This window comes from Streptomyces sp. DSM 110735, from assembly GCF_016482685.1.
Classification (GTDB): Bacteria; Actinomycetota; Actinomycetes; order Streptomycetales; family Streptomycetaceae; genus Streptomyces.
The window spans coordinates 139,767-164,784 of record NZ_JACYHF010000003.1 but is presented as its reverse complement, the minus strand read 5'-3'; the positions used below and the strand labels follow the sequence as shown (position 1 = coordinate 164,784).

At 74.1% G+C, this 25,018-nt stretch carries 19 protein-coding genes and 1 pseudogene; 10 read left to right on the top strand and 10 right to left on the bottom strand.

Features of this window, described 5'->3' with window-relative positions:
* Positions 1 to 275: 275 nt before the first annotated feature.
* From IF655_RS06150 to IF655_RS06140, 3 genes are read left to right on the top strand one after another with little or no spacing between them, the layout of a single operon-like run.
* Positions 276 to 1,505 (top strand): cytochrome P450, encoded by a 1,230-nt coding sequence (locus IF655_RS06150; RefSeq protein WP_199582692.1) that lies wholly within the window; start codon positions 276 to 278, stop codon positions 1,503 to 1,505.
* 12 nt (positions 1,506 to 1,517) lie between these two features.
* Positions 1,518 to 1,742, top strand: a complete 225-nt coding sequence (locus IF655_RS06145) for a ferredoxin (protein WP_199582689.1) — start codon at positions 1,518 to 1,520, stop codon at positions 1,740 to 1,742.
* Between the two features lie 53 nt (positions 1,743 to 1,795).
* Positions 1,796 to 2,308 (top strand): flavoprotein, encoded by a 513-nt coding sequence (locus IF655_RS06140; RefSeq protein ID WP_199582687.1) that lies wholly within the window; start codon positions 1,796 to 1,798, stop codon positions 2,306 to 2,308.
* A gap of 25 nt (positions 2,309 to 2,333) precedes the next feature.
* On the opposite strand, the gene IF655_RS06135 is transcribed toward IF655_RS06140, so the two are convergent.
* Entirely contained in the window at positions 2,334 to 3,134 is an 801-nt protein-coding gene (locus IF655_RS06135) for an endo alpha-1,4 polygalactosaminidase (protein ID WP_199582684.1), read from the bottom strand.
* A gap of 152 nt (positions 3,135 to 3,286) precedes the next feature.
* Between IF655_RS06135 and IF655_RS06130 the strand changes: the two genes are divergently transcribed.
* Together IF655_RS06130 and IF655_RS06125 are read left to right on the top strand one after the other, a co-directional pair.
* Complete coding sequence (locus IF655_RS06130) at positions 3,287 to 4,255, top strand: aldo/keto reductase (protein WP_199582681.1); 969 nt, start codon at positions 3,287 to 3,289, stop codon at positions 4,253 to 4,255.
* Between the two features lie 314 nt (positions 4,256 to 4,569).
* Positions 4,570 to 6,498 carry an RICIN domain-containing protein gene (locus tag IF655_RS06125; protein ID WP_199582678.1) on the top strand — a complete coding sequence of 643 codons (1,929 nt, stop codon included), beginning with the start codon at positions 4,570 to 4,572 and terminating at the stop codon, positions 6,496 to 6,498.
* 7 nt (positions 6,499 to 6,505) lie between these two features.
* On the opposite strand, the gene IF655_RS06120 is transcribed toward IF655_RS06125, so the two are convergent.
* The 4 genes from IF655_RS06120 to IF655_RS06105 all read right to left on the bottom strand — a co-directional run bounded on the left by IF655_RS06120 (position 6,506) and on the right by IF655_RS06105 (position 10,671).
* Positions 6,506 to 6,988 (bottom strand): universal stress protein, encoded by a 483-nt coding sequence (locus IF655_RS06120; RefSeq protein ID WP_199582676.1) that lies wholly within the window; start codon positions 6,986 to 6,988, stop codon positions 6,506 to 6,508.
* Between the two features lie 53 nt (positions 6,989 to 7,041).
* On the bottom strand, positions 7,042 to 8,334 hold the full coding sequence (locus IF655_RS06115; RefSeq protein ID WP_199582674.1) for an arsenic transporter: 1,293 nt from the start codon (positions 8,332 to 8,334) through the stop codon (positions 7,042 to 7,044).
* A 52-nt stretch (positions 8,335 to 8,386) separates the two neighbouring features.
* Positions 8,387 to 9,121 (bottom strand): DUF4232 domain-containing protein, encoded by a 735-nt coding sequence (locus IF655_RS06110; protein WP_199582671.1) that lies wholly within the window; start codon positions 9,119 to 9,121, stop codon positions 8,387 to 8,389.
* Between the two features lie 167 nt (positions 9,122 to 9,288).
* Positions 9,289 to 10,671, bottom strand: a complete 1,383-nt coding sequence (locus IF655_RS06105; protein WP_199582668.1) for a serine/threonine-protein kinase — start codon at positions 10,669 to 10,671, stop codon at positions 9,289 to 9,291.
* 9 nt (positions 10,672 to 10,680) lie between these two features.
* On the opposite strand from IF655_RS06105, the gene IF655_RS06100 reads away from it, so the two are divergent.
* The gene (locus IF655_RS06100) at positions 10,681 to 11,262 is read left to right on the top strand and encodes an RNA polymerase sigma factor (protein ID WP_199582665.1); all 582 of its coding nucleotides are present in this window, start codon (positions 10,681 to 10,683) and stop codon (positions 11,260 to 11,262) included.
* Between the two features lie 4 nt (positions 11,263 to 11,266).
* Here IF655_RS06100 and IF655_RS06095 read toward each other — a convergent pair whose 3' ends face one another.
* Positions 11,267 to 13,693 (bottom strand): SpoIIE family protein phosphatase, encoded by a 2,427-nt coding sequence (locus tag IF655_RS06095; protein WP_199582662.1) that lies wholly within the window; start codon positions 13,691 to 13,693, stop codon positions 11,267 to 11,269.
* Positions 13,694 to 13,891: 198 nt separating this feature from the next.
* Positions 13,892 to 15,583: a multicopper oxidase family protein gene (locus IF655_RS06090; RefSeq protein ID WP_199582659.1), complete on the bottom strand. Its 1,692-nt coding sequence runs from the start codon at positions 15,581 to 15,583 to the stop codon at positions 13,892 to 13,894.
* A gap of 151 nt (positions 15,584 to 15,734) precedes the next feature.
* Between IF655_RS06090 and IF655_RS06085 the strand changes: the two are divergent.
* The 3 genes and pseudogenes from IF655_RS06085 to IF655_RS06075 form a co-directional block, all read left to right on the top strand.
* Positions 15,735 to 15,953, top strand: a pseudogene (locus IF655_RS06085) (hypothetical protein); the annotation flags it as partial.
* A 111-nt stretch (positions 15,954 to 16,064) separates the two neighbouring features.
* Positions 16,065 to 16,445, top strand: a complete 381-nt coding sequence (locus IF655_RS06080) for a toxin Doc (RefSeq protein WP_199582656.1) — start codon at positions 16,065 to 16,067, stop codon at positions 16,443 to 16,445.
* A gap of 447 nt (positions 16,446 to 16,892) precedes the next feature.
* On the top strand, positions 16,893 to 18,548 hold the full coding sequence (locus IF655_RS06075) for an RICIN domain-containing protein (protein WP_199582653.1): 1,656 nt from the start codon (positions 16,893 to 16,895) through the stop codon (positions 18,546 to 18,548).
* Positions 18,549 to 18,717: 169 nt separating this feature from the next.
* On the opposite strand, the gene IF655_RS06070 is transcribed toward IF655_RS06075, so the two are convergent.
* Positions 18,718 to 19,875 (bottom strand): lactate 2-monooxygenase, encoded by a 1,158-nt coding sequence (locus IF655_RS06070; RefSeq protein WP_199582650.1) that lies wholly within the window; start codon positions 19,873 to 19,875, stop codon positions 18,718 to 18,720.
* Positions 19,876 to 20,047: 172 nt separating this feature from the next.
* Between IF655_RS06070 and IF655_RS06065 the strand changes: the two genes are divergently transcribed.
* The gene (locus IF655_RS06065) at positions 20,048 to 23,224 is read left to right on the top strand and encodes a BTAD domain-containing putative transcriptional regulator (RefSeq protein ID WP_199582647.1); all 3,177 of its coding nucleotides are present in this window, start codon (positions 20,048 to 20,050) and stop codon (positions 23,222 to 23,224) included.
* Here IF655_RS06065 and IF655_RS06060 read toward each other — a convergent pair.
* The gene (locus IF655_RS06060; protein WP_199582644.1) at positions 23,208 to 23,969 is read right to left on the bottom strand and encodes an ABC transporter permease; all 762 of its coding nucleotides are present in this window, start codon (positions 23,967 to 23,969) and stop codon (positions 23,208 to 23,210) included. The genes IF655_RS06065 and IF655_RS06060 overlap by 17 nt on opposite strands.
* Entirely contained in the window at positions 23,966 to 24,904 is a 939-nt protein-coding gene (locus IF655_RS06055; RefSeq protein WP_199582641.1) for an ATP-binding cassette domain-containing protein, read from the bottom strand. Before IF655_RS06055 ends, IF655_RS06060 begins: the two co-directional genes overlap by 4 nt.
* Positions 24,905 to 25,018: the final 114 nt, after the last annotated feature.

The window sequence follows — 25,018 nt, the reverse complement described above, 5'->3', positions numbered from 1 at the left end:
GGGCGCCACAATCATCCGTACCGCGCAGCGGTGGCCGGAACACCCCCGAATCCGCGAGACTGAAAGTGGCCGAAAGCAACCGAGTAACCTGGCCGAGAAGAAGCGAAGTGCGATCCGGAACGGCCGGAACCGGTGCTTCCGCACCCATGACGGCCACGCTCTTCGGCCAGATCCGCGGGGTCACCGATCTGGCCGAACTTGTCGTCGCCCCATGGGTGCCCCAGGCATCTAATGAAGATCGGCACGACGCACCTCTTCGTCTGCGAGGTCTTTCCATGACGGAACTGACGGACATCACCGAGCCGGCCACCCCGGCCGCCCCCGTCGCCTTCCCGCAGGACCGCTCCTGTCCCTACCACCCGCCCACCGGGTACGGCCCGTTGCGCGAGGCGCGACCGCTGTCCCGGGTCACGCTGTTCGACGGCCGCGAGGTCTGGGCCGTCACCGGGCACACCGCGGCCCGCGCCCTCCTTGCCGACCCCCGGCTGTCCAGCGACCGCACCAGGCCCGGCTTCCCCATTCCCTCGGCGCGCTTCGCCGGGGTGCGGGACCGGCGGGTCGCGCTGCTCGGTCTGGACGACCCCGAGCACAAGGTCCAGCGGCGGATGATGATCCCGTCGTTCACCGTCAAGCGCGCCGCCGCGCTGCGACCGAGCATCCAGCGCATCGTGGACGACCTCCTCGACGCGATGATCGAGCAGGGACCGCCCGCCGAGCTGGTCTCCGCCTTCGCGCTCCCCGTGCCGTCCATGGTGATCTGCGGCCTGCTCGGGGTGCCGTACGACGACCACGAGTTCTTCGAGGCGCAGTCCCGCAGGCTGCTGCGCGGTCCGACGGCCGAGGACACCCAGGCCGCCCGCGTGGAGCTGGAGAAGTATCTCGGCGCTCTGGTCGACCGCAAGGCAGCCCAGTCCGAGCCCGGCGACGGCGTGCTCGACGACCTCGTGCACCAGCAGCTGAGCGAGGGTGCCCTGGACCGCGCGGAAACCGTCTCGCTCGGGCTCATCCTGCTCGTCGCCGGGCACGAGACGACCGCCAACATGATCTCGCTGGGCACCTTCACCCTGCTGCGGCACCCCGAGAAGCTGGCCGAGCTGCGCGCCGACCCCTCGCTGCTGCCCGGCGCGGTCGAGGAGCTGATGCGGATGCTGTCCATCGCGGACGGTCTGGTGCGGGTCGCCCTGGAGGACATCGAGGTCGAGGGGGAGACGATCCGGGCAGGCGAGGGCGTGCTCTTCTCCACCTCGGTGATCAACCGCGACGCCGCCGTGTACGAGGACCCCGACAGCCTGGACTGGAACCGCTCCGCCCGCCACCATGTGGCCTTCGGCTTCGGCATCCACCAGTGCCTCGGACAGAACCTCGCCCGCGCCGAACTGGAGATCGCCCTCGGCTCCCTGCTCACCCGACTGCCCGGGCTGCGCCTTGCCGTCCCGGCCGAGGAGATCCCCTTCAAACCCGGCGACACGATCCAGGGGATGCTGGAACTCCCCGTGAACTGGTAAGAGGCTCAGCCCATGCACATCGACATCGACACGGATCTCTGTATCGGCGCGGGACAGTGCGCGCTGGCCGCCCCGGCGGTCTTCACCCAGGACGACGACGGCTACAGCGCGCTGATCCCGGGCCGCGAGGACGCCACCGACAACCCGATGGTGCGGGAGGCGGCGCGCGCCTGCCCCGTCGGCGCCATCACCGTCACGGAGGACGCGCCCCGGGCGGCGGCCGTCACGGACGACTGAGCACGCCCGCCGGTGCGGGTCCGGCTCTCCGGCGCTCCCGGTAGGGTGCCCGGATGACCGACCGCACCGGCAAGCCGTTCCTCTACGTCGTCGTCTGCGCGGCCGGGATCGCCGACGGGGTCAACACCCTGATCACGGCCGCGCGGGACCGGGGCTGGGAGGTCGGCGTCATCGCCACCCCGGCGGCGACCAACGGCTTCTTCGACCTGGCCGCCGCCGAGAAGCTGACCGGCCGTACCGTGCGGTCCGCCTGGCGCACCCCGCGCGACCCGCGCCCCTTCCCGCCGCCGGACGCGGTGGTGGTGGCGCCCGCGACCTTCAACACCGTCAACAAGTGGTCCGCCGGGATCGCCGACACCCTCGCGGTCGGCACGCTGTGCGAGGCGCTCGGTCTCGGCGTGCCGATCGCGGTGCTTCCCCGGGTCGGTGAGGCGCTGGCCGCCCATCCCGCCTACGGGGAGAGCGTGGCGCGGCTGACCGGGCTCGGCGTGCGGTTCGGGGAGGGCGGCGGGGACGGCGGCTTCCCCTGGGAGTCCGCCCTCGACCTGCTGGAGCCGCCCCGCTGAATCGACGGGTCCGGCGCACGCCGAATCAGCGGGTCCGGCGGACGTACCCCGGATCGCCGGGCGTGGAGACCTCCAGGTCGCGGCGGACGATGCTCAGCCGGGAGCCCCAGCGCGCCAGCGCCTTGCGCAGCCCCGCGTCGGTGTACTCGACGTCCAGCACCCGGTCGTCGTACGCCTTCGCGTACACCCCGCACTCGTCGTACTGCCCGCACTCCTCCGCCACCGCGAAGTCCAGCCCGGCGGCTTCACGGCGCCCGGTCAGTTCCGCCGTGTTCTTCTGGCCGACAGCCAGGCGGCGGGTGTGCGCGTGCCGGGTCAGCAGGCGCATGTACGCCACCGCGTCGGCGGCGGAGAGCAGATGGCGGGAGCGGGTGTAGCTGTCGTAGTTGTCGGGCTCGACGGCGTCGTAGCCCTTGCGGGCGCAGCCGTCGATCCAGGCGTTCACCCGGCGGGCGACCCGTTCGCGCTTGGCGGGGGTGCGCAGGTCGAGGAGGGGCTCGTCCCAGTCCTCGTCGATCACCGCGTGGCCGTCAGCGTCGCGCAGCAGCAGGTCGGCGGGCCAGTCGGCGCGCTCGCCTGGCTGGGCCTGGAAGGCGTTGACGTAACAGACGTTGTAGCGGCCGGGGGCGGGGGAGTCGGCGCGGTCGCGGGTGACGATCCGGACCCCGGCGGGCGGCGGGTAGGCGCCACCGATCTGGTAGTCGAACCCGGCGTGGCGCGGCGGCGGTTCCACCCCGTCCCCGTCGTGCCCCGATGCGCAGCCGGTCAGGGCGACGGCGAGGGCGAGCAGCGCGGCGGCGGCACGCGGGACAGCCTGGCGGGCCACGTGCGCTCCTCGGTTCTCGGCTGGGGCGGCGGGGCCGCCGTACGGCACTGTCGTGATCCAACCGGTCGCCCGCCGCGTGCGTCAACTCGCCCTCGGCGGGCCGACGTACCCTCGCGAATGACAGCACCTCCCCGACGGCAGGAGCGGCAACGATGCGGTATGTGAAGCTGGGTTCCACGGGCCTGGACGTCTCGCGGATCTGTCTGGGCTGCATGACCTACGGCGAGCCCGACCGGGGCGTCCACGAGTGGACGCTCGACGAGGAGGCGGCCCGGCCGCTGATCCGGCAGGCGCTGGAGGCGGGGATCAACTTCTTCGACACCGCCAACGTGTACTCCGACGGCACCAGCGAGGAGATCGTCGGCCAGGCACTGCGGGACTACGGGCACCGCGACGAGATCGTGCTCGCCACCAAGGTGCATGGACGGATGCGCCCCGGACCCAACGGCGGCGGTCTGTCCCGCAAGGCGATCCTGTCGGAGATCGACCACAGCCTGCGCAGGCTCGGCACCGACTACGTCGACCTCTACCAGATCCACCGCTACGACCACGAGACTCCGATCGAGGAGACGATGGAGGCTCTGCACGACCTGGTGAAGGCGGGCAAGGTCCGCTATCTCGGGGCGAGTTCGATGTACGCGTGGGAGTTCGCCAAGGCGCAGTACACCGCCGAGCTGAACGGCTGGACCCGGTTCGTGTCCATGCAGAACCACTACAACCTGCTCTACCGCGAGGAGGAGCGGGAGATGCTGCCGCTCTGCGCGGACCAGGGGGTCGGCGTGCTGCCGTGGAGCCCGCTGGCACGCGGGCGGCTCACCCGCGACTGGGGCACGGTCACCGGGCGCAGCGCGAACGACGACTTCGGCGGACGGCTGTATCTGGAGAGCGACCGCGAGATCGTCGAGGCGGTGACCGGGGTCGCCGAGGCGCGGGGCGTGCCGCGCGCCCAGGTGGCGCTGGCGTGGCTGCTGCACCAGGACACGGTGGCGGCGCCCATCGTCGGGGTGTCCCGGCCGGGGCATCTGGAGGACGCGGTGGCCGCCGTACGGCTGGAGCTGACCGAGGAGGAGATCGAGGAACTGGAGCGCCCGTACACCCCGCGCGCCGTCAGCGGGCACTGATTTCCGCCGTCTATTTTCCTTGAGTGATCAACAGGATTCCGGGGATTGAATCCTGGTCAATGATCAACTTCCTTGCCGCCCGTTCTGTTTTCCGTGCCCGTGAACGGGAGATCTCTTGTTCCGCGCCGCCGGCCTGTGCGAAAGTGTGCGCTGCCGGCGCGCGGACAATTGTTTTTCCGCCGCGAGCGCCGGTCCGCTCCGGTGCGTCCCCCCTGTCTCAAACGAGCTTCCCCAGGCGGGCGTTGGGGCTGTCGCGTCCGGGGTCCTGCCGTCGGTATGGGCCGATTCCGTGTCGGGTCTGGAGGAATGCGGTAGTGAAAGGCGAAGGACCGGAGAATTTCCCTGATTTCCCCCAGTCCCGGGATTTTGTCGATTACGGCGAACACGGCGGGCGGGCTCCGGTATCGGACCGGGAGCTGAGCGCCGAACTGAAGAACTGGACCGGAGCGGCGCCCGCGCTGCACCCCGTCGGCGAACTCCTCGACCGGCACTGGGCAGCGGGCTACGCCTACGCCCGGCTGTGCACCGCCGGACCGCGCGCTGCCGGGATGCTCACGACCGCCGCCTTCACCCGGCTCTTCGGCGAGACCCTGCGCCAGGCCGGTCCTTCCGCCGCCTGGCGTCCCCATCTGCTGGTCACCGTGCGCCGCGTCGCCGCCGAGTGGGACGGCGACGGCCGCCAGGACCTGCTGCATCCCGCGCTGCTCCCGGGTCCCGGCAGTACCGAGCGCGCCGCCGCCCGACTGCTCCCCTCCTCCGGCAGGCGCCTGCTGTCCCGGGCGTTCCAGCGGCTGCCCCAGTCCTACCGCGCCGTGCTCTGGCACGCCGAGGTCGAGGGCGAACCCCTCTCCGTCCCCGCCGAACTCCTCGGTCTGGACGAGGAGAACACCCTCATCGAACTGCGCCGCGCCCGTGAGCGGCTGCGCGAGGAGTGCCTCCAGACCCACCGCGAGCTGGCCGCCGATCCCGAGTGCGGGCGCTATCTGCGGATGCTGGACGTGACCTTCCGGCGCGGCGCCCTGGACATGGACCCCGATCTGCGGGCCCATCTGGAGGGCTGCCGCCACTGCATGGAGACCGCCGAGCAGCTCGCCCGCTTCAAGCAGGGGCTCGGGCTCGCGCTCGCGGAGTCCGTCCTCGGCTGGGGCGCCGCCGAGTACCGCGAAGCCCGCGCGCACCGCGCCGAGGAGACCCCCGCCGTCCCCGCGCTCACGGGCGGCGAGGACTTCGAACCGTCGCTCGCCCCCTTCCCGGGTCTCCCGCCCGCGCACCGGACCACCACCGCCTCGGGACCGACCCTCCGCTCCGCGCACCGGGCAGCCCGCCGCGCCCGGCGCCGCAACCTCGGCATGGCCGTCGCCACCGTCGGCGGTCTGGTCGTCCTCCCGCTGGTGCTGTGGTCCGCGTTCGGCTCCGGCGACGACTCCGCCCGCGCCCACGGCGCCACCCCCTCCGAGGCACCGGACACCCCGCCCACGCCGGGTCCTTCGTGGGCCGGGGCGAGCACCCGCGAGGGCGCCCTGCACGGCAGGCTGCACAACGTGGCGTCCGGCGACTGCGTCGGCGTCGTCGGCAAGGCGGTCAAGGGCGCCGAGACCGAACTCGCCTCCTGCTCCTCCACGCCGTCCCAGCGCTGGACGTACGAGACCAGCGGTCTGCTGCGCAGCGACGCCGCCCCCGACCTCTGCCTCGACTCCCACCTCGGCTACTCGGTCCGCCTCGCCCCCTGCTCGGCCACCGGACGCACCGCGAAGAACCTCCGCTACGACTTCACCCTCCAGGGCGTTCTCGTTCCGCGCTGGGACCAGGACCTCGCCCTCACCCCGGCCGCGACCGACGGCTCGGGCGCACTGGTCGTCAAGAACCGAGAGGACACCGGGGCGCAGCACTGGGTCATGGACACGAGCCACCCCGACCCCCAGATGCAGAGCGTCGGCTGGGACGGCACCACCCCGCCCGCCAAGGGCACGAGCAGCGCCCCCGCCACACCCGGGCGGACCGCCGTACCGGCTCCGACGCGGAGCGCGACGCCCACGCCCGCCGCGACCCCCACCGAGCAGCCCGGTCCCACCCGCGAGGGCTTCCCCGTCTCCTACCGCTGCGCCGACCACCAGGACGCCTGCTTCCGGGACGGCCACTACGGCGACCGCGACCACGGCGGGTCCTACGGCTCCTACGGCGGGTCCTACGGGGACTCGTACGGCGGCTCGTACGGCGGCACCTACGGGGGTCGCCGCCGCTGACGAGCCGTCAGTGCGGGGGCGGGGGCGGCAGGGTCCCAAGGGACGGCGCCCGGTCCGGCCAGACCAGCAGGACCGGGCAGGGCGCGTGGTCCACGGTGAAGCGGGCGGCCGGGCCGAGGCTGTGCGGGCCGAGCCGGGTGCGGTCGCCGTCGCGGGCGAGGACCAGCAGGTCGGCGCCCTCGGCGGCTGCGACGACCTCCCGCTCGACCCGCCCCGAGCGCTCCTCGCGGACACAGGGGCGACCGAGGCGTTCGGCCGCCGCCGCGAGCAGCTCCGCCGCCGAACCGTCGTTCAGTGCCTCCATCAGATCGCCCGGATCGCCCCGGCGCCCCCGCCCGAGCAGCCCCGCGAACGCCCCGTGCGCCACCCCGGGCACCTCGGGCCCGCTCACATGCAGCAGCACCACCTCGGCACCGGCCGGGGTGTGCTCCCGTACGGCGTCCACACAGGCGGGCCAGGTGCCCTCGACGAGCCAGGCGATCACACGCATCCGGTCGGGCCCCTCTCGACGTACGGCGGTCGCGCTCACGGACCGCCGCGGCTTCAGAACACGCTCAGCGCACCCCACAGTGCCACCACCGACACGGCCAGCGCCGAGGGCACGGCGATCAGACCCAGCCGGGTGAACTCCCCGAGGTCCACGCCGTGGTCGTGCTGGTGCACGATCCGCCGCCACAGCAGGGTCGCGAGCGAACCGGCGTAGGTGAGGTTCGGACCGATGTTCACCCCGAGCAGCACCGCGAGGACGGCGCCCGCGCCCGCCGGAGCCGCCAGCGGCAGCAGGACCAGGACGGCGGGCAGGTTGTTGATCAGGTTCGCCAGGACGGCGGCCAGCGCGGCGGTCCCCAGCAGCGCGAGCAGCCCGGTGCCGCCCGGCAGTACGTGCTTCAGGGCGTCCGCGAGCCCGTTGTCCACCACCGCGCGCACCACCACGCCGAGCGCGAGCACGAACAACAGGAAGGAGGGCGCCGCCGCCCGCACGACCGTCAGCGGAGTCGCCTGCCGCCGGATCAGCGCCCGCCCCGCCAGCACCAGCGCGCCCGCCGCCGCGACCCACGCCGGGTCCACGCCGAACCCCGACGCCACCACGAACCCGGCCAGCGTGCAGCCCACCGTCACCAGCGCGAACAACGGCAGCGGCGGCTCCTCGCCGGTCTCCTTCGCACCCGGCGCCGAGACCGCCAGATCCCCGGCGAAGAACCGCCGGAACACCACGTACTCCACCCCGATCGCCGCCAGCCACGGCAGCGCCATCAGCGCCGCGAACCGGGTGAAGCTCAGCCCGCTCGCCGCGAAGGCCAGCAGGTTCGTCAGATTGGACACCGGCAGCAGCAGCGAGGCGGTGTTGGACAGATGGGTACAGGCGTACACCTGCGGTTTCGGCCGTACGCCGGTGCGCGCCGCCGTCGCGAACACCACCGGGGTCAGCAGCACGATCGTCGCGTCCAGGCTGAGCACCGCCGTGATCACCGAGGCGAGCGCGAACACCGCCGTGAGCAGCCGCACCGGGCGCCCCCGCGACCAGCGCGCCATCCACGCCCCGCACGCCCGGAACAGCCCCTCCACGTCGCAGAAGTGGGCCAGCACCAGCACCGCCGCGAGGAACCCGACGACCGGGCCGAGCCGGGCCACCTCCTCGCGGGCGTGCTCCGGCGGGATGACCCCGAGGGCGATGGCGAGCCCGGCGGCGGGCACCGCGAGGACGGCCTCCGAGCGGCCGAAGGGCCGGACGACCGCCCAGGCGAGCACCGCCACGAGCAGGACGGCGGACAGGGCCTCGGCGAGCGGGGTGTTCAGGGTGTTCCTCCGGGGCGGACGGGGTCGGTGCCCGCCCATGAAAACAGATCACGGGCGGGACACCGGGCGCCGCACCCGCACGCCGTGCCGGTCAGGGCTGGGTGCCCGGCCGGAACACGCTCAGGAAGACGGAGGAGGAGTTGCCGCCGACCGGCACCGTCCCGGCCGACCACGCCACCTTCAGCGGGTCCCGCTCGTCCGGCGGGGTGACCACCAGCGCGGCGGGCCGCGCGGAGTCGGCGCCGCTGATCTCCGGGTTGGAGAAGGTCAGCCCCGCCCAGGCGCTCGCCCCCGGCCGCAGCGTGACCGTCACCGCGGAACCCGAGGAGCGCTTCGGGTCGGGACCGAGCTGCTTGCCCGAGGCGTCGACGAACGCCGCGCCCGGATAGCCGTGCACCGTGCAGGTGCGGGACGACTTGTTGGTGAGCACGACGGGGAAGTTCTCCTGCCCCGCCCCGGGGTCGTTGCGGCCGACCGAGGCGCGCAGCTCGGAGGTGTGGCAGCGGGAACTCGCGGCGGGCTTGGCGCCCGGCTTCGTCGCGTCGCCCTTGGTGCCGTCGTCGTCCTTCGTGCCGTCGCCGCGCCGCGACTCCTTCGGCTCGGCGGTCGAGGACGCGTGCTTGCCCGACGGGCTCGCCGTCGCGGCCGACGCGGGCGGGGAGGCGCCCGGGGACCGCTCGGTCGCGGGCGCCGCCGTGCCCGACTCCGTCTTGACCGGCTCGGCACGCACGCCCTGACCACCGCCGCAGGCGGTCAGCAGACCCAGTACGGCGACCGACCCCGCGATGAGGGCCCCGCGCCGCGCGGAGGGAGATGAGTTCGCCATGTCGCTCGACACTCCTGGTAGTCGCGGCACGCGCCGTACGCGTGCCTCCGGCGCCGGGTGCGCCGTCACCACACTCCGATGCGCGGTCCGAGGGAAAAGTTCGGAGCGCGCGAAGAATATTTTCCCGCCCTCGCTCCTTTCGTGCCCCGTCGGGCCGTCGTACCAGGTCAGCCCACCCGCAGCGAGCGCAGGACGGCGTCGGTGGCGTCCCCGCCGCCCTCGCGGCGCACCTGGACGTACACCTGCGGCTCGTCCGCGCCGTCCGCCGGGCGCAGCGCCGACTCGGTGACCGAGCCGCCGTCCGGGCAGTGCCCCCAGGTGTGCACCGTGCCGCGCCACGCGCCCCCGGTGAAGGACCGGTCGCCCGCGTCCCGGCAGCCCGCGTGGGTGAGCGCGCCCACCCGCGCCGCCACGTCCCCGCCCCCGGCCACGCCGACGAACACGCCGTCCACCGCCGCGCCCAGATCCGGCCAGCGCTCCAGATCGCCCGCCACCACCAGCCCCGGCTCCTGCCCGGACGGCAGCCCGATCGCCGCCGGGTTCCAGCCCGAGTCACGGACCTCGCGCGCCCACCCGGCGGGCACCTGGACGCTGATCCGCCCCGAGGCGTCCCGCACCCGCACCGGACCGGCGTCCCCGGCGGCGGGCCGGTGCAGCACCAGCGCCACCGCCCCGGCGGCCACCCCCAGCGCCACCGCCCCGGCCACCACGGCGTACCCCGCCCGCACCCGGCGCGGCCACCGCCGCCGTCCGCGCCCGCCGCCGTCCGCCAGCCGCTCCAGCTCGTCCGCGAACGCCGCCGCGTCCGGCCAGCGCCGCTCCCGGTCCGGCTCCAGAGCCCGCAGCAGCGCCCGCTCCACGTCCGCGCCGAGCCCCGGACGCAGCCGCCCCGGCGGCACCACACGGCCCGGCGGTCCCGGCACGGTGCCGGTGACCAGCTCGTAGCCCACCGCGCCCAGGCTGTAGACATCGGCGCGCGCGTCGATGCCCGCCCCCGGCTCGGCCTGCTCCGGCGGCTGATAGCCCGCCGAACCCGCCGCCAGCGTGAGCACCGACGCCTGCGCGAGGCTCTTGGCCAGCCCCAGGTCCGCCAGCAGCAGCCGCCGCTCGCCGTCGGGGGCGGTGTGCAGCAGCACGTTGGTCGGCTTGATGTCGCGGTGCACGATCCCCGCCTCGTGCAGCGCGGCCGCCCCGCGCGCCGCCTGCGCGGTCAGCCCGAGCGCCTCCGCGACCGGGCGCGGACCCTCCGTCAGCAGGTCGGCGAGCGTGCCGCCGTCGGCGTACTCCATGACGAAGTACGGTCTGCCGTCCGGGAGTTCACCGATGTCGTAGACCTGCACCAGACGGCTGGAGGAGGCTCGGCGCAGCAGTTTCGCCTCGGACAGGAACCGCTCGCGCACGTCGAGCCGGTGCGCCCAGTTGTCGGCGAGCACCTTGACCGCCACCGGGGCGTCCAGCTCGTCGTCGTGGGCGAGCCACACCGTGGCGAAGGCACCGGTGCCCAGGACCCGTTCCATGCGGTGACGGCCGATCCGCTCCGGGGGATGCATACGACTATCATGCCTGGACTGATCGACTTCGAGGGGGCAGCGGTGGGGGACGAGCCGACGGCCGAGGACCTCGCCCGGCTGGCCGCCGCCGGGGACACGGTCGCGCTCGACCGGCTCCTGGCCGAGCTGCGACCCGAGGTGGTGCGCCGCTGCGGGCGCTTCCTGCCGTGCCGGGAGGACGCCGAGGAGGCGGCGCAGGACGTGCTGCTCCAGGTGGCCCGGCACATCACGGGCTTCGAGGGGCGCAGCCGCTTCAGCACCTGGCTCTACACGGTCGTCGCCAACTGCTGCCGCCAGAAGTACCGCGAGCTGCGCCGCCGCGCCGCCGAACGGCCCGCCCCGCCCGCGCGCCCCGAACCCGTCGACCCCCGCACCACCAGCGTCATCGCGGGTTCCCGGGTCGACCTCCTGGAGGCGCTCGACCGGCTGGAGCGCGAGTATCCGCATCTGGTCGCGCCGCTCGTCTACCGGGACATCTGCCATCTGGACTACGCCGAAGCCGCCGAACGGGCCGGTATCCCGCTCGGCACCCTCAAGTCCCGCCTGCACGAGGCGCGCAAGCGGGTACGGCCCTGGCTCAGCGGCTACTGAGCGGCTACTGACCGTCCCGCTCCGGGCGCCGCTCGTCCGCCGGGAGGTTCAGCTCCGCCCAGATGGTCTTGCCCTCGGCGGTGTGCCTGCTGCCCCACCGCTGGGTGAGCTGCGCGACCAGGAGCAGACCCCGGCCGCCCTCGTCGAAGGTCTTGGCGCGCCTGAGGTGCGGGGCGGTGTGGCTGGCGTCGGACACCTCGCAGATCAGCCGCCCCGCGTCGTGGATGAGCCGCAGCCGCACCGGCTGTGAGCCGTAGCGGATCGCGTTGGTGACCAGCTCGCTCACCACCAGCTCCGCCGTGAACGCCGCCTCGGTCAGCGACCAGCGCTCCAGTTGCTCCCCGACCTCCCTGCGCACCGGCGCCACCAGCGCCGGGTCGTCCGGCACGTCCCAGGCGGCCACCTGGTCGGCGGGCAGGGCGTGGGTACGGGCCAGCAGCAGCGCCACGTCGTCCGCCGCGTCGCCGCGCGGCAGCAGGGCGTCCAGGACCCGGTCGCAGGTGGCGTCCAGCGCGTGGCCGCAGCGCTCGCCCGGGCGCCGGGTCTCGTCGCCGAGCACCTCGAACAGCAGTTGCCTGCCCCGGTCCCCGGCGCTGTCGCGCGAGGCGACCAGACCGTCGGTGTACAGGGCGATCACCGTGCCCTCGGGCAGCTCCACCTCGGCCGACTCGAAGGGGAGTCCGCCGAGGCCCAGCGGGGTGCCGGAGGGCAGGTCGAGTTCGCGGGGCGGCTTGCCCGGCTCCAGGACCACGGGCGGGGGATGGCCCGCGCGGGCCAGCGAACAGCGCCGGGACACCGGGTCGTAGACCGCGTAGAGACAGGTCGCGCCCACCTCGCCGCCGCCGTCGCCGCCCGACTCCTCGTAGAGCCGGACCACCAGGTCGTCCAGGTGGGTGAGCAGCTCGTCCGGCGCCAGGTCGAGGTCGGCGAGGGTGCGCACGGCGGTGCGCAGCCGCCCCATCGCCGCCGACGCCTGCACCCCGTGGCCCACCACGTCCCCGACGACCATCGCGACCCGCGTCCCGGACAGCGGGATCACGTCGAACCAGTCGCCGCCGACCCCGGCCCGGGCGGCCGGGAGATAGCGGGAGGTCGCCTCCAGAGCGGCGGTGGGCGGCAGCCGCCGGGGCAGCAGGCTGCGCTGGAGGGCCAGGGCGGTGTCGCGCTCGCGGGAGTAGCGGCGGGCGTTGTCGAGGCAGACGGCGGCGCGCGCGGTGATCTCCTCGGCCAGCAGCACGTCGTCCGCCGTGAACGGATCGCGGCGCCGGTGCCGGGCGAGCACCACCACCCCGAGCGTCGTGCCCCGGGCGTGGATGGGCACCGCCAGCGTGGCGTGGATGCCGAACTGCCGTACCCGCTCGCCCCGCTCCGCGCTCCAGGCCAGCCACTTGTCCAGATCGCCCGCTGCCACCGCGGCGGAGACGGTACGGCCGGTCAGCAGCGCGGTCGCCTGCGGCGAGAACTCCGGGTACACCTCGGAGCCGCCCGGCTCCGCCACCGCCTCCGGCTCGCCCTCCAGGACCGACCGGTGGGCGGCCCGGCGCAGCGGTACGGGCGGCACCACCCGGCGCGGGGGCTCGCCGCCGTGCTCGGCGGGGTCCAGCAGGTCGATGGTGACGAAGTCCGCGAGCACCGGCACGCACACGTCCGCCAGCTCCCGCGCCGTACGGATCACGTCCAGGGAGGTGCCGACACTGACGCTCGCCTCGTTCACCAGGCGCAGCCGCTGCCGGGCCCGGTCGCTCTCGGTGACGTCGTGCGTGGCGACGACGACGCCCCGCACCCGGCCGTCCGCATCGGTGACCGGCGCCATCCGGGCCAGCCAGGTCCGCGCCGGTCCGCCGTCGGTGGCGCAGGTGTGGACGCGGACGTCCAGTCGCTGCCCGGTGGAGAGCACCTGGCGCAGGCTGTGCTCCAGCTCCTCGGGCTGGGGCAGCCCGCCCGTCTCGGTGATCCGCAGCCCGCGCACCCGCTCCTCGGGCAGCCCGGTGATCCGCGCCATCGCGTCGTTCATCCGGCACAGCCGCAGTTGGCCGTCGTAGACGGCGACGGCGCAGGGGGACTGGAGCAGCCCCGCCTCGGCCAGCGGGTCGTCGGCCAGGGGCGGGGCGGTGCCGGGCGGCGGGGCGAGCACGAGCCAGTCGCCGTCGTGGGTGCCGTCGGCCGGGCGGTGCCGGGCGAGCAGCCGGACGGGGACCGTACGGCCGTCGCTGTGGCGCAGGTCGAGCGTGCCGTCCCAGTGACCGCCCGAGGGGAGCGGTCCGGTGCCGTCGTCGTTCGCGAGCAGGCGGGCGGCGGGGCGGCCCAGGACAGCGTCGGCGGAGTGGCCGAGCAGACGCCGGGCGCCCTCGTTCCACTCCAGCAGTGTTCCGTCGTCGGCGATCACGGCCCGGGCCGTCGCCGCCTCGTCGAACGGATAGCCCCGGCTCATCGTCGCCACTCCCAAGCGCGTGCGCGCAGAGTCGACAGGCGCACCTCCGTGACCCAGCCTAGGCCCTGTCGGCGAACCCCCGCCTGCTGTGCGGGACCGAGCGGGGCGCGGGTCGCCCGGCGGCGCCGCCGGGGCGAGCGGCCCCGCCGCGGCGCCGCCTCGTCGCACGTCGGCTCCACCGGCACCTTCGCGCCCCGCTCAGGTGCGGTAGCCGAGGATCGTCATCATGCCGCTCTCCGAGTGGTACTGGTTGTGGCAGTGCAGCATCCACAGCCCGGGGTTGTCGGCGTCGAAGTCGAAGACCAGCTTGCGGTGCGGCAGGACGATCGCCGTGTCCTTGCGGGCGCCCACCGCGTCGAGCCCGGTCATCGCGAAGGTGTGGCCGTGCAGATGCATGGGGTGCCACATGTCCGTGGCGTTGATGAGGGTGACCCGCACCCGCTCCCCGGACTTCACGGGGTGGCGCTGGCGCACGTCGTACGGCTTGTGGTCGAAGCTCCAGTCGTACTTGCCCATGTTGCCCGTCGCCCTGATCCGGAACTGGCGGTCGGGTTCGCGCTCGGGCAGTGCCGCCGAGTCGGCGGGGCGCAGCCGGTTCGCGAGGATGATGTTGCCGTCCAGCTCGTCGGGGTGCACATCGGGGAGAGGAACGGTTCTGCTCTTGTCGGTGCGCAGGACGGCGATCGCCTGTCCGTTCTTGCCCTCCGCCTTCGCCACCAGCGGGAAGACGCCGTCCTTCGCGGTGACCAGCACGTCGTACCGCTCGGCCATGCCCACCAGCAGCGCGTCGGTGTCGCAGTGCTGGACCGGGTAGCCGTCGGTGTGCGTGATCGTCATGGTGTGACCGCCGAGCGCGACCCGGAAGGCGGTCTCGGAGCCCGCGTTGATGATGCGCAGCCGGATGCGCTCGCCGGGGCGGCACCGGAAGCTGGTGGGCTCGCCCGGGCGGCGGCCGTTGACGAGGTAGACGGGGAAGTCCACGCTGCCGCCCATGCTGTGCAGCAGGCGGCTGTAGGAATGGTGCAGCCTGCGGTCGGGACCGTTGTCCACATGGGTGGCGCCGGGGTGCGCGGAGGAGCGGGCGGAGGCGTGGGCCGAGGGATGCGCGGAGGGGTGCGTGGAGGGGTGCGTGGAGGGGTGCGCGGACGGGTGCTGCGGGCCCATCCCCATGTCCATGCTCATGCTGTCGAGCGTCGCCGAGTCCGGGATCAACTGGCGGAGCACCTTGTCGGGGGTGGAGCCGTTCACCCCGTCGAGCCAGTCGTCCAGGACGACGATCCACTCCTGGTCGTAGGAGAGCGGCTCGCGCGGATCGTCGATGATGAGCGGCGCGTACAGCGCGCGGTCCGGCTGCATCCCGACGTGCGAATGGATGAAGTACGTCCCCGGTTCGGGGGCGGTGAACCGGTAGGTGAAATCGGTGCCGGAGGCGACGGCGCGCTGGGTCAGACCCGGCACGCCGTCCATGTCGCAGCGCAGCCGGATGCCGTGGAAGTGCAGGGTGGAGAACTCCGGCAGGCGGTTGGCGAAGGTGAAGCTCAGCACGTCCCCCGCGGTGGCGCGCACCAGCGGCCCCGGGAGCTGGTCGTCGTACGCCCACGACCGCACGCTGCGACCGCCGAGGTCCAGCGTGGTCTCCTTGGCGGTCAGCGCGACCATGCGCACCCGGCCCGAGCCGCGTCTGCGCTCGGCGGCACGGACCTCCGGACCCGACGGGTCGACATATCCCTCGGGTCCCGGGGGGACGAAGTCCTTCTCGGCCGCCGACGCGCCGCCCGGTCCCGGTCCCGGCCGTGGGCCGGAGCCGGAGTCCGTGCAGGCAGCCAGGAGACCCGCGCCGGCGGCAGCGAACGGGGCTCGGAGCAGGGTACGCCGCGAAGGTGTATGCATGAAGGAAATAAGACACTTTTTGTGCTGATATGTGATGGATCTGCGGCGGCGCGTCCGCTGGTGTCGGGCCCGCGAAGTCCTCGGTACCGGCGGAAAAGGTGCTTCAACTGGCGGAATTTACGGGTAAGTACCCGCGCTGTACCGTGAGGTCATGCCAGCTCTGAATGTGGAGTTCAGCGAGCACGAACTGGCCGACCTGCGCCAGATCGCCAAGGAGCGCGGTACGTCGATGAAGGCCCTCGTCCGCGAGGCGGCCGCCGCGGGTATCGCCCGGCACCGGGCGCTCCAGGAGGGCGCGGAGACGTTCCGCAGCTTCTTCGCCGCCCACGCGGGGGAGTTCGCGGCAGCCTTCCCGGACGACGAACCGCCGCCCGTGCGCAGCGCCCCGGCACCGGCACCGGCACCCGCGCCCACGTCCGCTCCCGCCGCCGCGTCCGCAGCCGCTCCCGCCTCCTCCGCCGACGGCGAGGCCGCCTGAACGATGCCGTCGCCCGTCATCCACATCGACGTCCCCTGGCTGCTGCGGCGGTACGAGGAGGTGCTGCCCGGGGCGGCGGCGGTGGGGGACCTGTCCGTCCTGGTCGCCGCCGTGGCCCGGCATCGGGTGGAGCCCCCGGGACCCGGGGTGGAATCCGACGCCGCCTGGCGCGCCGCCGCCCTGCTGCACACCCTCGCCGTGCTCCGTCCCCTGCCCTTTGCCAACGCCCGCTTCGCGTGCGCCACCGCCGTCGCCTATCTGGCCGTCAGCGGCGCGCGGATCGACCCGCCGCCCGGCGCCCTCACCGGACTCGTACGCGACCTGCGCTCCGGCGCGGCCGATGTGCACGGTGCGGCCGACCGGTTCCGTTCCTGGCGGATCTGACACCGCCCGGCGGACGGGGGAAGCCGTCGTGACCGCCGACCGGGGCGGTGGGAACGGACCGGCCGGCCTGCCCCGTGCGCGGAACCGCCGTTCCGCCGGGGGCCTTCCGAGAAGGACCGGGACCCAGTCCACACCGCCCTGCCGCCCCGCGGCACCGTGCGCGGCGGGGCGGTGGGTGCGCGTGTTTCACACGGGGCGCGAGACAACACACCCGCTCAGGGTTTCGAAGACTTCCTTTCAAAACCGGTGATGTGGGACGGGCGCCTTGTTGCTTGTGCAGAAGTTGTGCGAGGGTTGACACACCCGCGCGGGGGGTAAGGTCCGGGACCGCTTCGGCAGTTGAGGAACCGGAGCGGGGCGACGCCGGTGACTTCCCGCTCCCCGTGCGCACCCCGGAGGCTCGCTCCCGGCTCCCACGCACCGCACGCGCCAAAGGAAACCGCTCAAGTGACCACGCCCCGACCTCCCCGGCCCCCGTACCCGCACGGCGGCGACCCGGGCGAGTCCGACGAGTCGCTCGCCGCGCCCCTGCGCGCCGGTTCCGACGCGGAGGCGTCCCGCTCCGCCGCCCTGCTGATGGCCCGTCACTGGCAGCCCGCCACCGACTACGCCGTCATCTGCCTGGCGACGTCCGGACCCCTCGCCCACATGGTCACCGCGGCAGCCTTCCACCAGGTCCTCGACCGGCTCCGCTTCGGCGAACCCGCCGTGGCGCTGCGCCCCCGGCTGCTCCTCACCGTCCGCGACACCATCGTGGACTGGGCCGCCGCCGACCGGATCACCGACGCCCTGCCCGGACTCGGCAAGCCCGCGGGCGGACGCGGGATGCGCGCGGCCAAGTCCCTGACGCCGGAGAACCGCGCCCTGGCCGAGCGCTCCTTCCACGCGCTGGCCCCGCTGGAACAGGCACTGCTGTGGCACACCGCCGTCGAGGCGGAGCCGGTCGCCGTCCCGGCGGTACTCCTCGGACTCGACGAGGCGAGCGCCCGCGCCGCGCTGGAACAGGCCAGGGAGCGCTTCCGCGAGGGCTGCGTGCGCGCCCACCGCGAACTCGCCCCCAGCGCCGAGTGCCGCCACTACAACCGCCTCTTCGACGTGCCGATCCGCCGGGGCGGCGACCTGCTGCCCGACGTGCGCAGGCACCTCGCCTCCTGCGCCTACTGCCGGCACGCCGCCGAACAGCTCGGCCAGGTCGACACCGCGCCCGGCGCCCTGCTCGCCGAGGCGGTCCTCGGCTGGGGCGCCCGCCGCTACCTCGACTCCCGCCCCGGCCGCTCCGGGTCCGCCGCGACGTCCGGCACCGCCCGCCGCCCCGGCGGTCGCAGGCGCGGCGGCAAGCGCGGGGCAGCCGTCGGGGGCGGCGGCGAGGGAACGGGGCGCCGCCGGGGCGGGGAGGGTCCGCTCGCCCGCGTCGCCGGAGCCCTCTCGCCCAAGCTGGTGCTCACCGGCGTCGGCGTCGCCTCCGCCGGAATCCTCGTGACCGTGCTCGCCGTCGGCGCCTGGCCCGGCGGCAGGGACGGCACCTCGCAGGTCGCCTCCACCGGCGCCAAGCCCGCCGCCGACCCCCGCACCGCGCAGCCGTCCGACGGCACGTCACCCTCCGCGCCCGTCGGCACGCCCACCGCCGTGGCTGTCCCCACGGCCGGGCACCCCTTCCGGCTGCGCAACGTCGGCGCCGACCTCTGCCTCAGCGTCAAGGGCGAGCCCCGCGCCGGTGCCGCCACCACGCTGGCGCTCTGCTCCGGCGACACCGTCCAGCGCTGGACCTACGACGCCGACGGGCTGCTGCACAGCGCCGCCGACCCCCAGCTCTGCCTGGACTCGCACGCCGACCCCGGCGTGGTCATCCTCGGCACCTGCACCGACGCCGGTACGGACCGCGCGGACGACGTGCGCTACGACCTCACGGTGCGCGGCGAGCTGCTGCCCCGCTGGGACCGTACCCTCGCCCTCGCGGCGGCGGACACCCGGCCCGGCTCCGACATCGTGGCCGCCTTCCGCGACCGCTCCTCCGGCCAGCGCTGGCTGACGGACACCCCGTCGGCGAGCCCCGACTCGCTGTCCATATCGGGGGCTTCGGAACCACCGCGCCAAGGAGCGTAGGGCCTGCGGCGCTTTGGCCGGGGGACATGGGGGTTCTTGCCGTTGGTGGGTGCCGGAATGGTGTGGCTGGTCGCGCTCACGCGGCGGTAGCCGCATATCGACGCAGCCTCGCGCCCCTAGGGGGTTGCCGTGCCCTCGGTCGGCCGAGGAGCCGTACTCCGCCCTCGGCTCAGCCCAGCGCGTCCGGGCCGAGGGTGGACACGGAGGCGTGGCCGGAGAGGGCCAGCGTGAGGTCCAGTTCCGCGAGCAGGCAGCGGATCACGTGGTCCACGCCCGCCTGTCCGTCGAGGCCGAGCCCGTAGACGTAGGGGCGGCCGAGGAGCACCGCACGCGCGCCCAGGGCGAGCGCCTTGAACACGTCGTCGCCGGTGCGTATGCCGCTGTCGAACAGCACGGTGAGCCGGTCGCCGACGGCTTCGGCGATCCGGGGCAGCGCGTCGGCCGCGGCGACGGAACCGGCGACCTGGCGGCCGCCGTGGTTGGAGACCACCACCCCGTCCATCCCGGCGTCGGCGGCGAGGCGGGCGTCGTCCGGGTGCAGGACGCCCTTCAGCACGATCGGTCCGTCCCAGTGCTCGCGCAGGAACCCAAGGTCCGGCCAGGTGTGCCCGGCGTCCCCGAACAGCCCGAGGAAGTGCAGCACCGCCGCGTTCGGGTCCTCGTGGACCGGCTTGGCGAGCCCCGCCCGGAACGCCGGGTCGGTGAAGTAGTTGGCGGTGCCGACGCCGTGCAGGAACGGCAGATACGCCCGGTCCAGATCGCGCGGGCGCCAGGACAGCAGCGGGGTGTCCAGCGTGACCACAAGCACCGAGTACCCGGACGCCTTCGCGCGGGCGAGGAAACTGGCCGTCACCTCACGGTCGCTGCCCCAGTACAACTGGAACCAGCGCTCGGCGTCCCCCATCGCCTCCGCGACCTCCTCCATCGGTGTGCTCGACGCCGACGACAGGATGTACGGCACGCCCCGCGCGGCGGCGGCACGGGCAGCCCCGGACTCCGCCTCCGGGTGCATGATCGACAGCACCCCGACGGGAGCGAGGGCCAGCGGCGCGGGCAGCGTGCGCCCCAACACCTCGACGGACAGGTCTCGTTCGCGTACGTCCCGCAGCATCCGGGGCACGATCCTGCGCCGCTCCAGCGCGTCCCGGTTGGCCCGTGCCGTGCCGCCGTCCCCGGCGTTCCCCGCGACGTACCCCACGGGACCCGGTCCGAGCCGGTGCTCGGCCAGCTCCTCCAGTCGGGTCAGATCGGTGGGGAGCCGGGGCACGGCACCGGTCATCCCGTTCAAGTAGATCTCGTACTGGAAATCCGCCCACTGTCCGACCATGATCCGGCTCCCTCCGCTCCGATACGTCCATCCGGCCCCGGCAGGACCGGCGTTGATCCTAGGCGGAGGCGAGCCGCCGGTCAGGAGCCGGGACGAGACCCGGAAAGCACGGGGGAGTTGTGGGCGGCACCGGCCCGGCGACGCCCGCTCATCCCCGTGGCAAAATCGGCGGGTGCAGATCGGGATGCTGGGGCCGTTGACGGTGCGCGCGGACGACGCCGGTGCGGTCGAGGTGCCGGGGGCGCGGCTGCGGGGGCTGCTGGCCGCGCTGGCGCTCAGGGCGGGGCAGACGGTCCCGAAGGCGTCGCTCGTGGACTGGATCTGGGGCGAACACCCGCCCGCCGACGCCGCGAACGCGTTGCAGCGCCTGGTGTCCCGGCTGCGGAAACTGCTGCCGGACGGCGCGATCGAGGGGCGTACGGAGGGATACCGGCTGCGGATCGAGCCGGACGCCGTGGACGCCCTGCGGTTCGAGCGGCTGGTCGAGGAGGCGCGGGGGCGGGACGCGTTCGGGCGGGTGCGGCTGCTGCGGGAGGCGCTCGGGCTGTGGCGGGGCGCCGCCCTGCAGGACGTGGGGCTCGGCGGGAGTGAGGCGTTCGACGTCGTCGTGGTCCGGTTGGAGGGGCTGCGGCTGAGCGCCACCGAGGAACGGGCCGAGGCGGATCTCGCGCTCGGGCGCGGGGCGGAGACGGTCACGGAGCTGACGGGTCTGGTGGCCGCGCATCCGCTGCGCGAACGGCTCGTCGCCGCGCTGATGCGCGCCCTCGTCGCGGCCGGGCGGGACAGCGAGGCGCTGCTGGTGTACCAGCGTGCGCGGGAAGCCCTGTCCGAGGAGCTGGGCACCGATCCCTCGCCGGACCTGTCCGCGCTCCATGTCTCCTTGCTGCGCGGCGAGCTGGCGCGTCCGGAGGAGAGCCGGAAGACCAACCTGCGGGCCGAGCTGACCACGTTCGTGGGCCGGGGCGACGACGTCGAGGCGGTGCGCGGGCTCGTCACGGAACACCGGCTCACCACCGTGATCGGGCCCGGCGGCGCGGGCAAGACCCGGCTCGCCACCGAGACCGCGCGCACGCTGCTCGGTGAACTCCCGGACGGTGCCTGGCTGGTGGAGCTGGCCGGGATCGGCGCCGACGGCGACGTGGCACAGGCGACCCTGTCCGGGCTCGGTCTGCGCGACACCCTGCTCGGCGGCGCCCCGCACGCGGAGCCGGTGGACCGTCTCGTCGCCGCGATCCGCGACCGCGAGGCGCTGCTGATCCTGGACAACTGCGAACACGTCGTCGAGTCCGCGGCGGTGTTCGCCCACCGGGTCCTCGGGGAGTGCCGGCGCCTGCGCGTCCTGGCGACCAGCCGGGAGCCGCTCGGCATCACCGGCGAGGCGCTGTGGCCCGTCGAGCCGCTGGCGCTGCCGTCGGCGGACGCCGCCCCGGCCGAGATCGCGTCCGCGCCCGCCGTACGGCTGCTGCGGGACCGGGCCCTCGCGGTGCGCCGGGACCTCGCGGGCGACACCGGCACGCTGGCGACCATGGTGCGGGTCTGCCGGGCGCTGGACGGACTGCCGCTGGCCATCGAACTGGCCGCCGCGCGGCTGCGCACCATGTCCGTCGAGCAGCTCGCGGGCGGTCTCGACGACCGCTTCCGCCTGCTGACCGGCGGCAGCCGCACCGCCCTGCCCCGGCACAAGACCCTGCGCGCGGCCGTCGACTGGAGCTGGGAGCTGCTCTCCGACGCCGAACGCGCCGTACTGCGCAGGCTCGCGGTGTTCTCCGCCGGGGCGAGCCTGGAGGCGGCCGAACGGGTCTGCGCGGGCGGGGAGTTCGCACGGGAGGAGGTCGCCCGCGAGGAGGTCTTCGAGCTGCTCACCGCGCTCACCGAGAAGTCGCTGCTGCGCGCCGAGGGCGACGGCGCCCCGCGCTACCGCATGACCGGCACCATCAAGGAGTACGCCGGTCACCGCCTCGCGGAGGCGGGGGAGGCGGACCTCGCCCGCCGGGCGCACCTCGCCCACCTCACCGAACTCACCGGGACCGCCGAGCCGCACCTGCGCCGCGCGAGCCAACTCCACTGGCTGGCCAGGCTGGAGGCGGAGCACGACGACATCGCGGCGGCGATGCGCGGCGCGCTCGCGGCGGGGGACGCGCAGGCGGCGATGCGGCTGGCGGCGGGCGCGGGCTGGTACTGGTGGCTCGGCGGACACCGCGCCGAGGGCATGGAGCTGATCACCGCCGCCACCGAGGTGCCCGGCGAGGTCGCGGACGAGGTCCGGGCCACGGTGTACGCCCTGTACTCGATGTTCGCGACCTCCGGACGGAGCGACGCGCAGCAGGCTGCCCAGTGGATCCACGAGGCGTACCGGATCAGCCGGACGCTCGGCGGCGGCGGACACCCGGCACTCGGTCTGGTCGGCGCGCTGGAGCGGCTGCTGCGGGAGCCCGGGCAGGCGCTGACCGCCTTCGAGCCGCTGCTCGCGGACGAGGACCCCTGGGTGCGTGCCCTGGCCCGGCTGCACATGGGCAAGATGCGGATCGTGCTGGGGTGGAGCGGGCGGGACGCGGACGCCCATCTGGAGGCGGCGCTCGCGGAGTTCAGGGCGCTCGGGGAACGGTTCGGGATCTCGTTCGCGCAGACCGAGCTGGCCGACCGCATCGCCATGCGCGGCGAGTTCGCCGCCGCCTGCGCGCACTACGAGCAGGCGGTCGCGGTCGTCACCGAGGTCGGCGCCGCCGAGGACGTCATCCGGATGCGCTCGCGGCAGGCCCAGTTGTGCTGGCTGCTCGGGGACCGGGAGGCGAGCGCCGCCGCCGTGGCGGAGGCGCAGCGGTGGGCGGAGCGGGTCACCTGGCCGGACGCGCTGGCCGAACTGGCCTTCGCCAAGGCGGGACTTGCCCGCTGGAACGGCGACGCCGAGGAGGCTCGCGCCCAACTCGACATCGCCACCGCCCTGTTGCGCGACGAGGCCGAGCTGCCGCACGTCCGCGCGATCAGGTACGACCTGCTCGGCCACCTCGCCGTCGACCTGGACGCCGCCCGCGCCCACCGCACGGCGGCCTGCGCGGCGGCGGCCGAGTCGGGATACGCGCTGGCGATCGCCCAGGTGCTCGTCGGTGTCGCGGACCTCGCGCTGCGCCAGGGGGAGCCGGAGCAGGCGGCCCGGCTGCTCGCGGCGAGCGCGGAGGTGGGCGGTCTGCGGGACCGCTCGAACCCGGACACGGACCGGATCGAGCGGGAGGCCCGCGACCGTCTCGGGGACGCGCGGTACGCCGAGGCGGTCCGGGAGGGGACCCGGACCGACTGGCCGCGCCTGACCGAGGCGGTGCTCGCCGCGCCCCGGGTCACGCCCGCTTCTTGAACGTGGCGACCGCCCACACGTAGCCGACCACCGCGAACCCGGCGCACCAGGCGAGAGCCGCCCAGGTGTCGCCGCTGGACGGGTGGCCCGTCAGCAGCCCGCGCAGCGTCTCGACGATCGGGGTGAAGGGCTGGTACTCCGCGAACTGCCGTACGCCCGTGCCCATCGTGTCGGCGGGCACGAACGCGCTGCTGAGGAACGGCAGCATGATCAGTGGCACGGTGGCGAGCCCCGCCGACTCCACCGTCTTCGCGGCAAGCCCCAGGGCGACCGTCAGCCAGCTCACGGCGAACCCGAGCAGCAGCATCACGCCGATCGCGCCGAGCCACTGGAGGAGGCTCGCGTGCGGACGGAAGCCCATGGCGAAGCCGACGCCGATGATGACCGCGTCCGCGATCAGACCGCGCACGGTCGTGGAGACGACATGCCCGATGAGGACGGCGCCGTGCGAGACGTCCATGACCTTGAACCGGTTGATGATGCCCTTGGTCATGTCGCCGTTGACGGCGGCGGCCGTCGGACCGAGTCCGTAGGTGAGGGCCATGACGATCAGTCCCGGCACCGCGTAGTCGATGTACTCGCCCCGGACCTTGAAGGCGCCGCCGAAGACGTAGACGAACATCGCCATCATCACGAGCGGGAACAGGACCGCCTGGAACACGGTGACCGGATTGCGCAGCGTGTGCCGGAAGTTGCGGCGCAGCATGACCGCCGCGTCGGCGAGCGGCATGGTGGAGGTGCTCACTTGGCGGTCACCTCCGTGTGCGCGCGGCCGGTGAGGGCGAGGAAGACGTCGTCGAGGTCGGGTGTGTGCACGGAGAACTCCTTGGCGTCCAGCAGGTGTTCGTCGAGGCGGTCCAGCAGGGCGCGCAGCGACCGGGAGTCGCCGTCGCTCGGTACCCGCAGGGTGAGTTCCTGGTCGTCGCGCACGGCGCCGGGCAGCACGCCGGACGCCGTGTCGAGGTCGGCGGGACCGGCGAAGCGCAGTCGGACATGGGTGCCGGGGATCTGGCGCTTCAGCTCCTCGGGGGAGCCCTGGGCGACCAGGCGCCCGTGGTCGAGCACCGCGATCCGGTCGGCCAACTGGTCCGCCTCCTCCAGGTACTGGGTGGTGAGGAGGATGGTGGTGCCGTCGGCCACCAGCTCGCGCACGATGTCCCACATCGTGCGGCGGCTGCGCGGGTCGAGTCCCGTGGTCGGCTCGTCCAGGAAGATGATCCGCGGGTTGCCGACCAGCGTCATCGCCAGGTCCAGCTTGCGGCGCATGCCGCCGGAGTAGGCGGACGCCAACTCGTCGGCGGATTCGGTGAGATCGAACCGCTCAAGCAGCCGCGCGACCACCTCGTCGGCGGGGCGCACCCGCTTGAGGTCGGCCATCAGCCGCAGGTTCTCCCGCCCGGTCAGCAGCTCGTCCACCGCCGCGAACTGTCCGGTCACGCCGATGGCCGAGCGCACCTGACGGGTCGCGGTCGTCACGTCGTGCCCGGCGACGTGCACCGTCCCGGCGTCGGGCTTCAGGAGGGTGGTGAGGATGTTGACGGTCGTCGTCTTGCCCGCGCCGTTCGGGCCGAGCAGGGAGAAGACGGAGCCCGCCGGGACGTCGAAGCCGACGCCGTCGAGGACGGATTTGCCGCCGTACGCCTTGCGCAGTCCGGAGACCGCGATCGCTGAATTTCGCATGACGCCAAGGTGGCGGTCGCCCCTGACACGGCGCCGCCACGCCCCTGACACGGGTGCGGGGCCCGTGTCACCACGGGCCCCGCACCGTCGTCGCTCGCACCCTCGTCGCCCGCG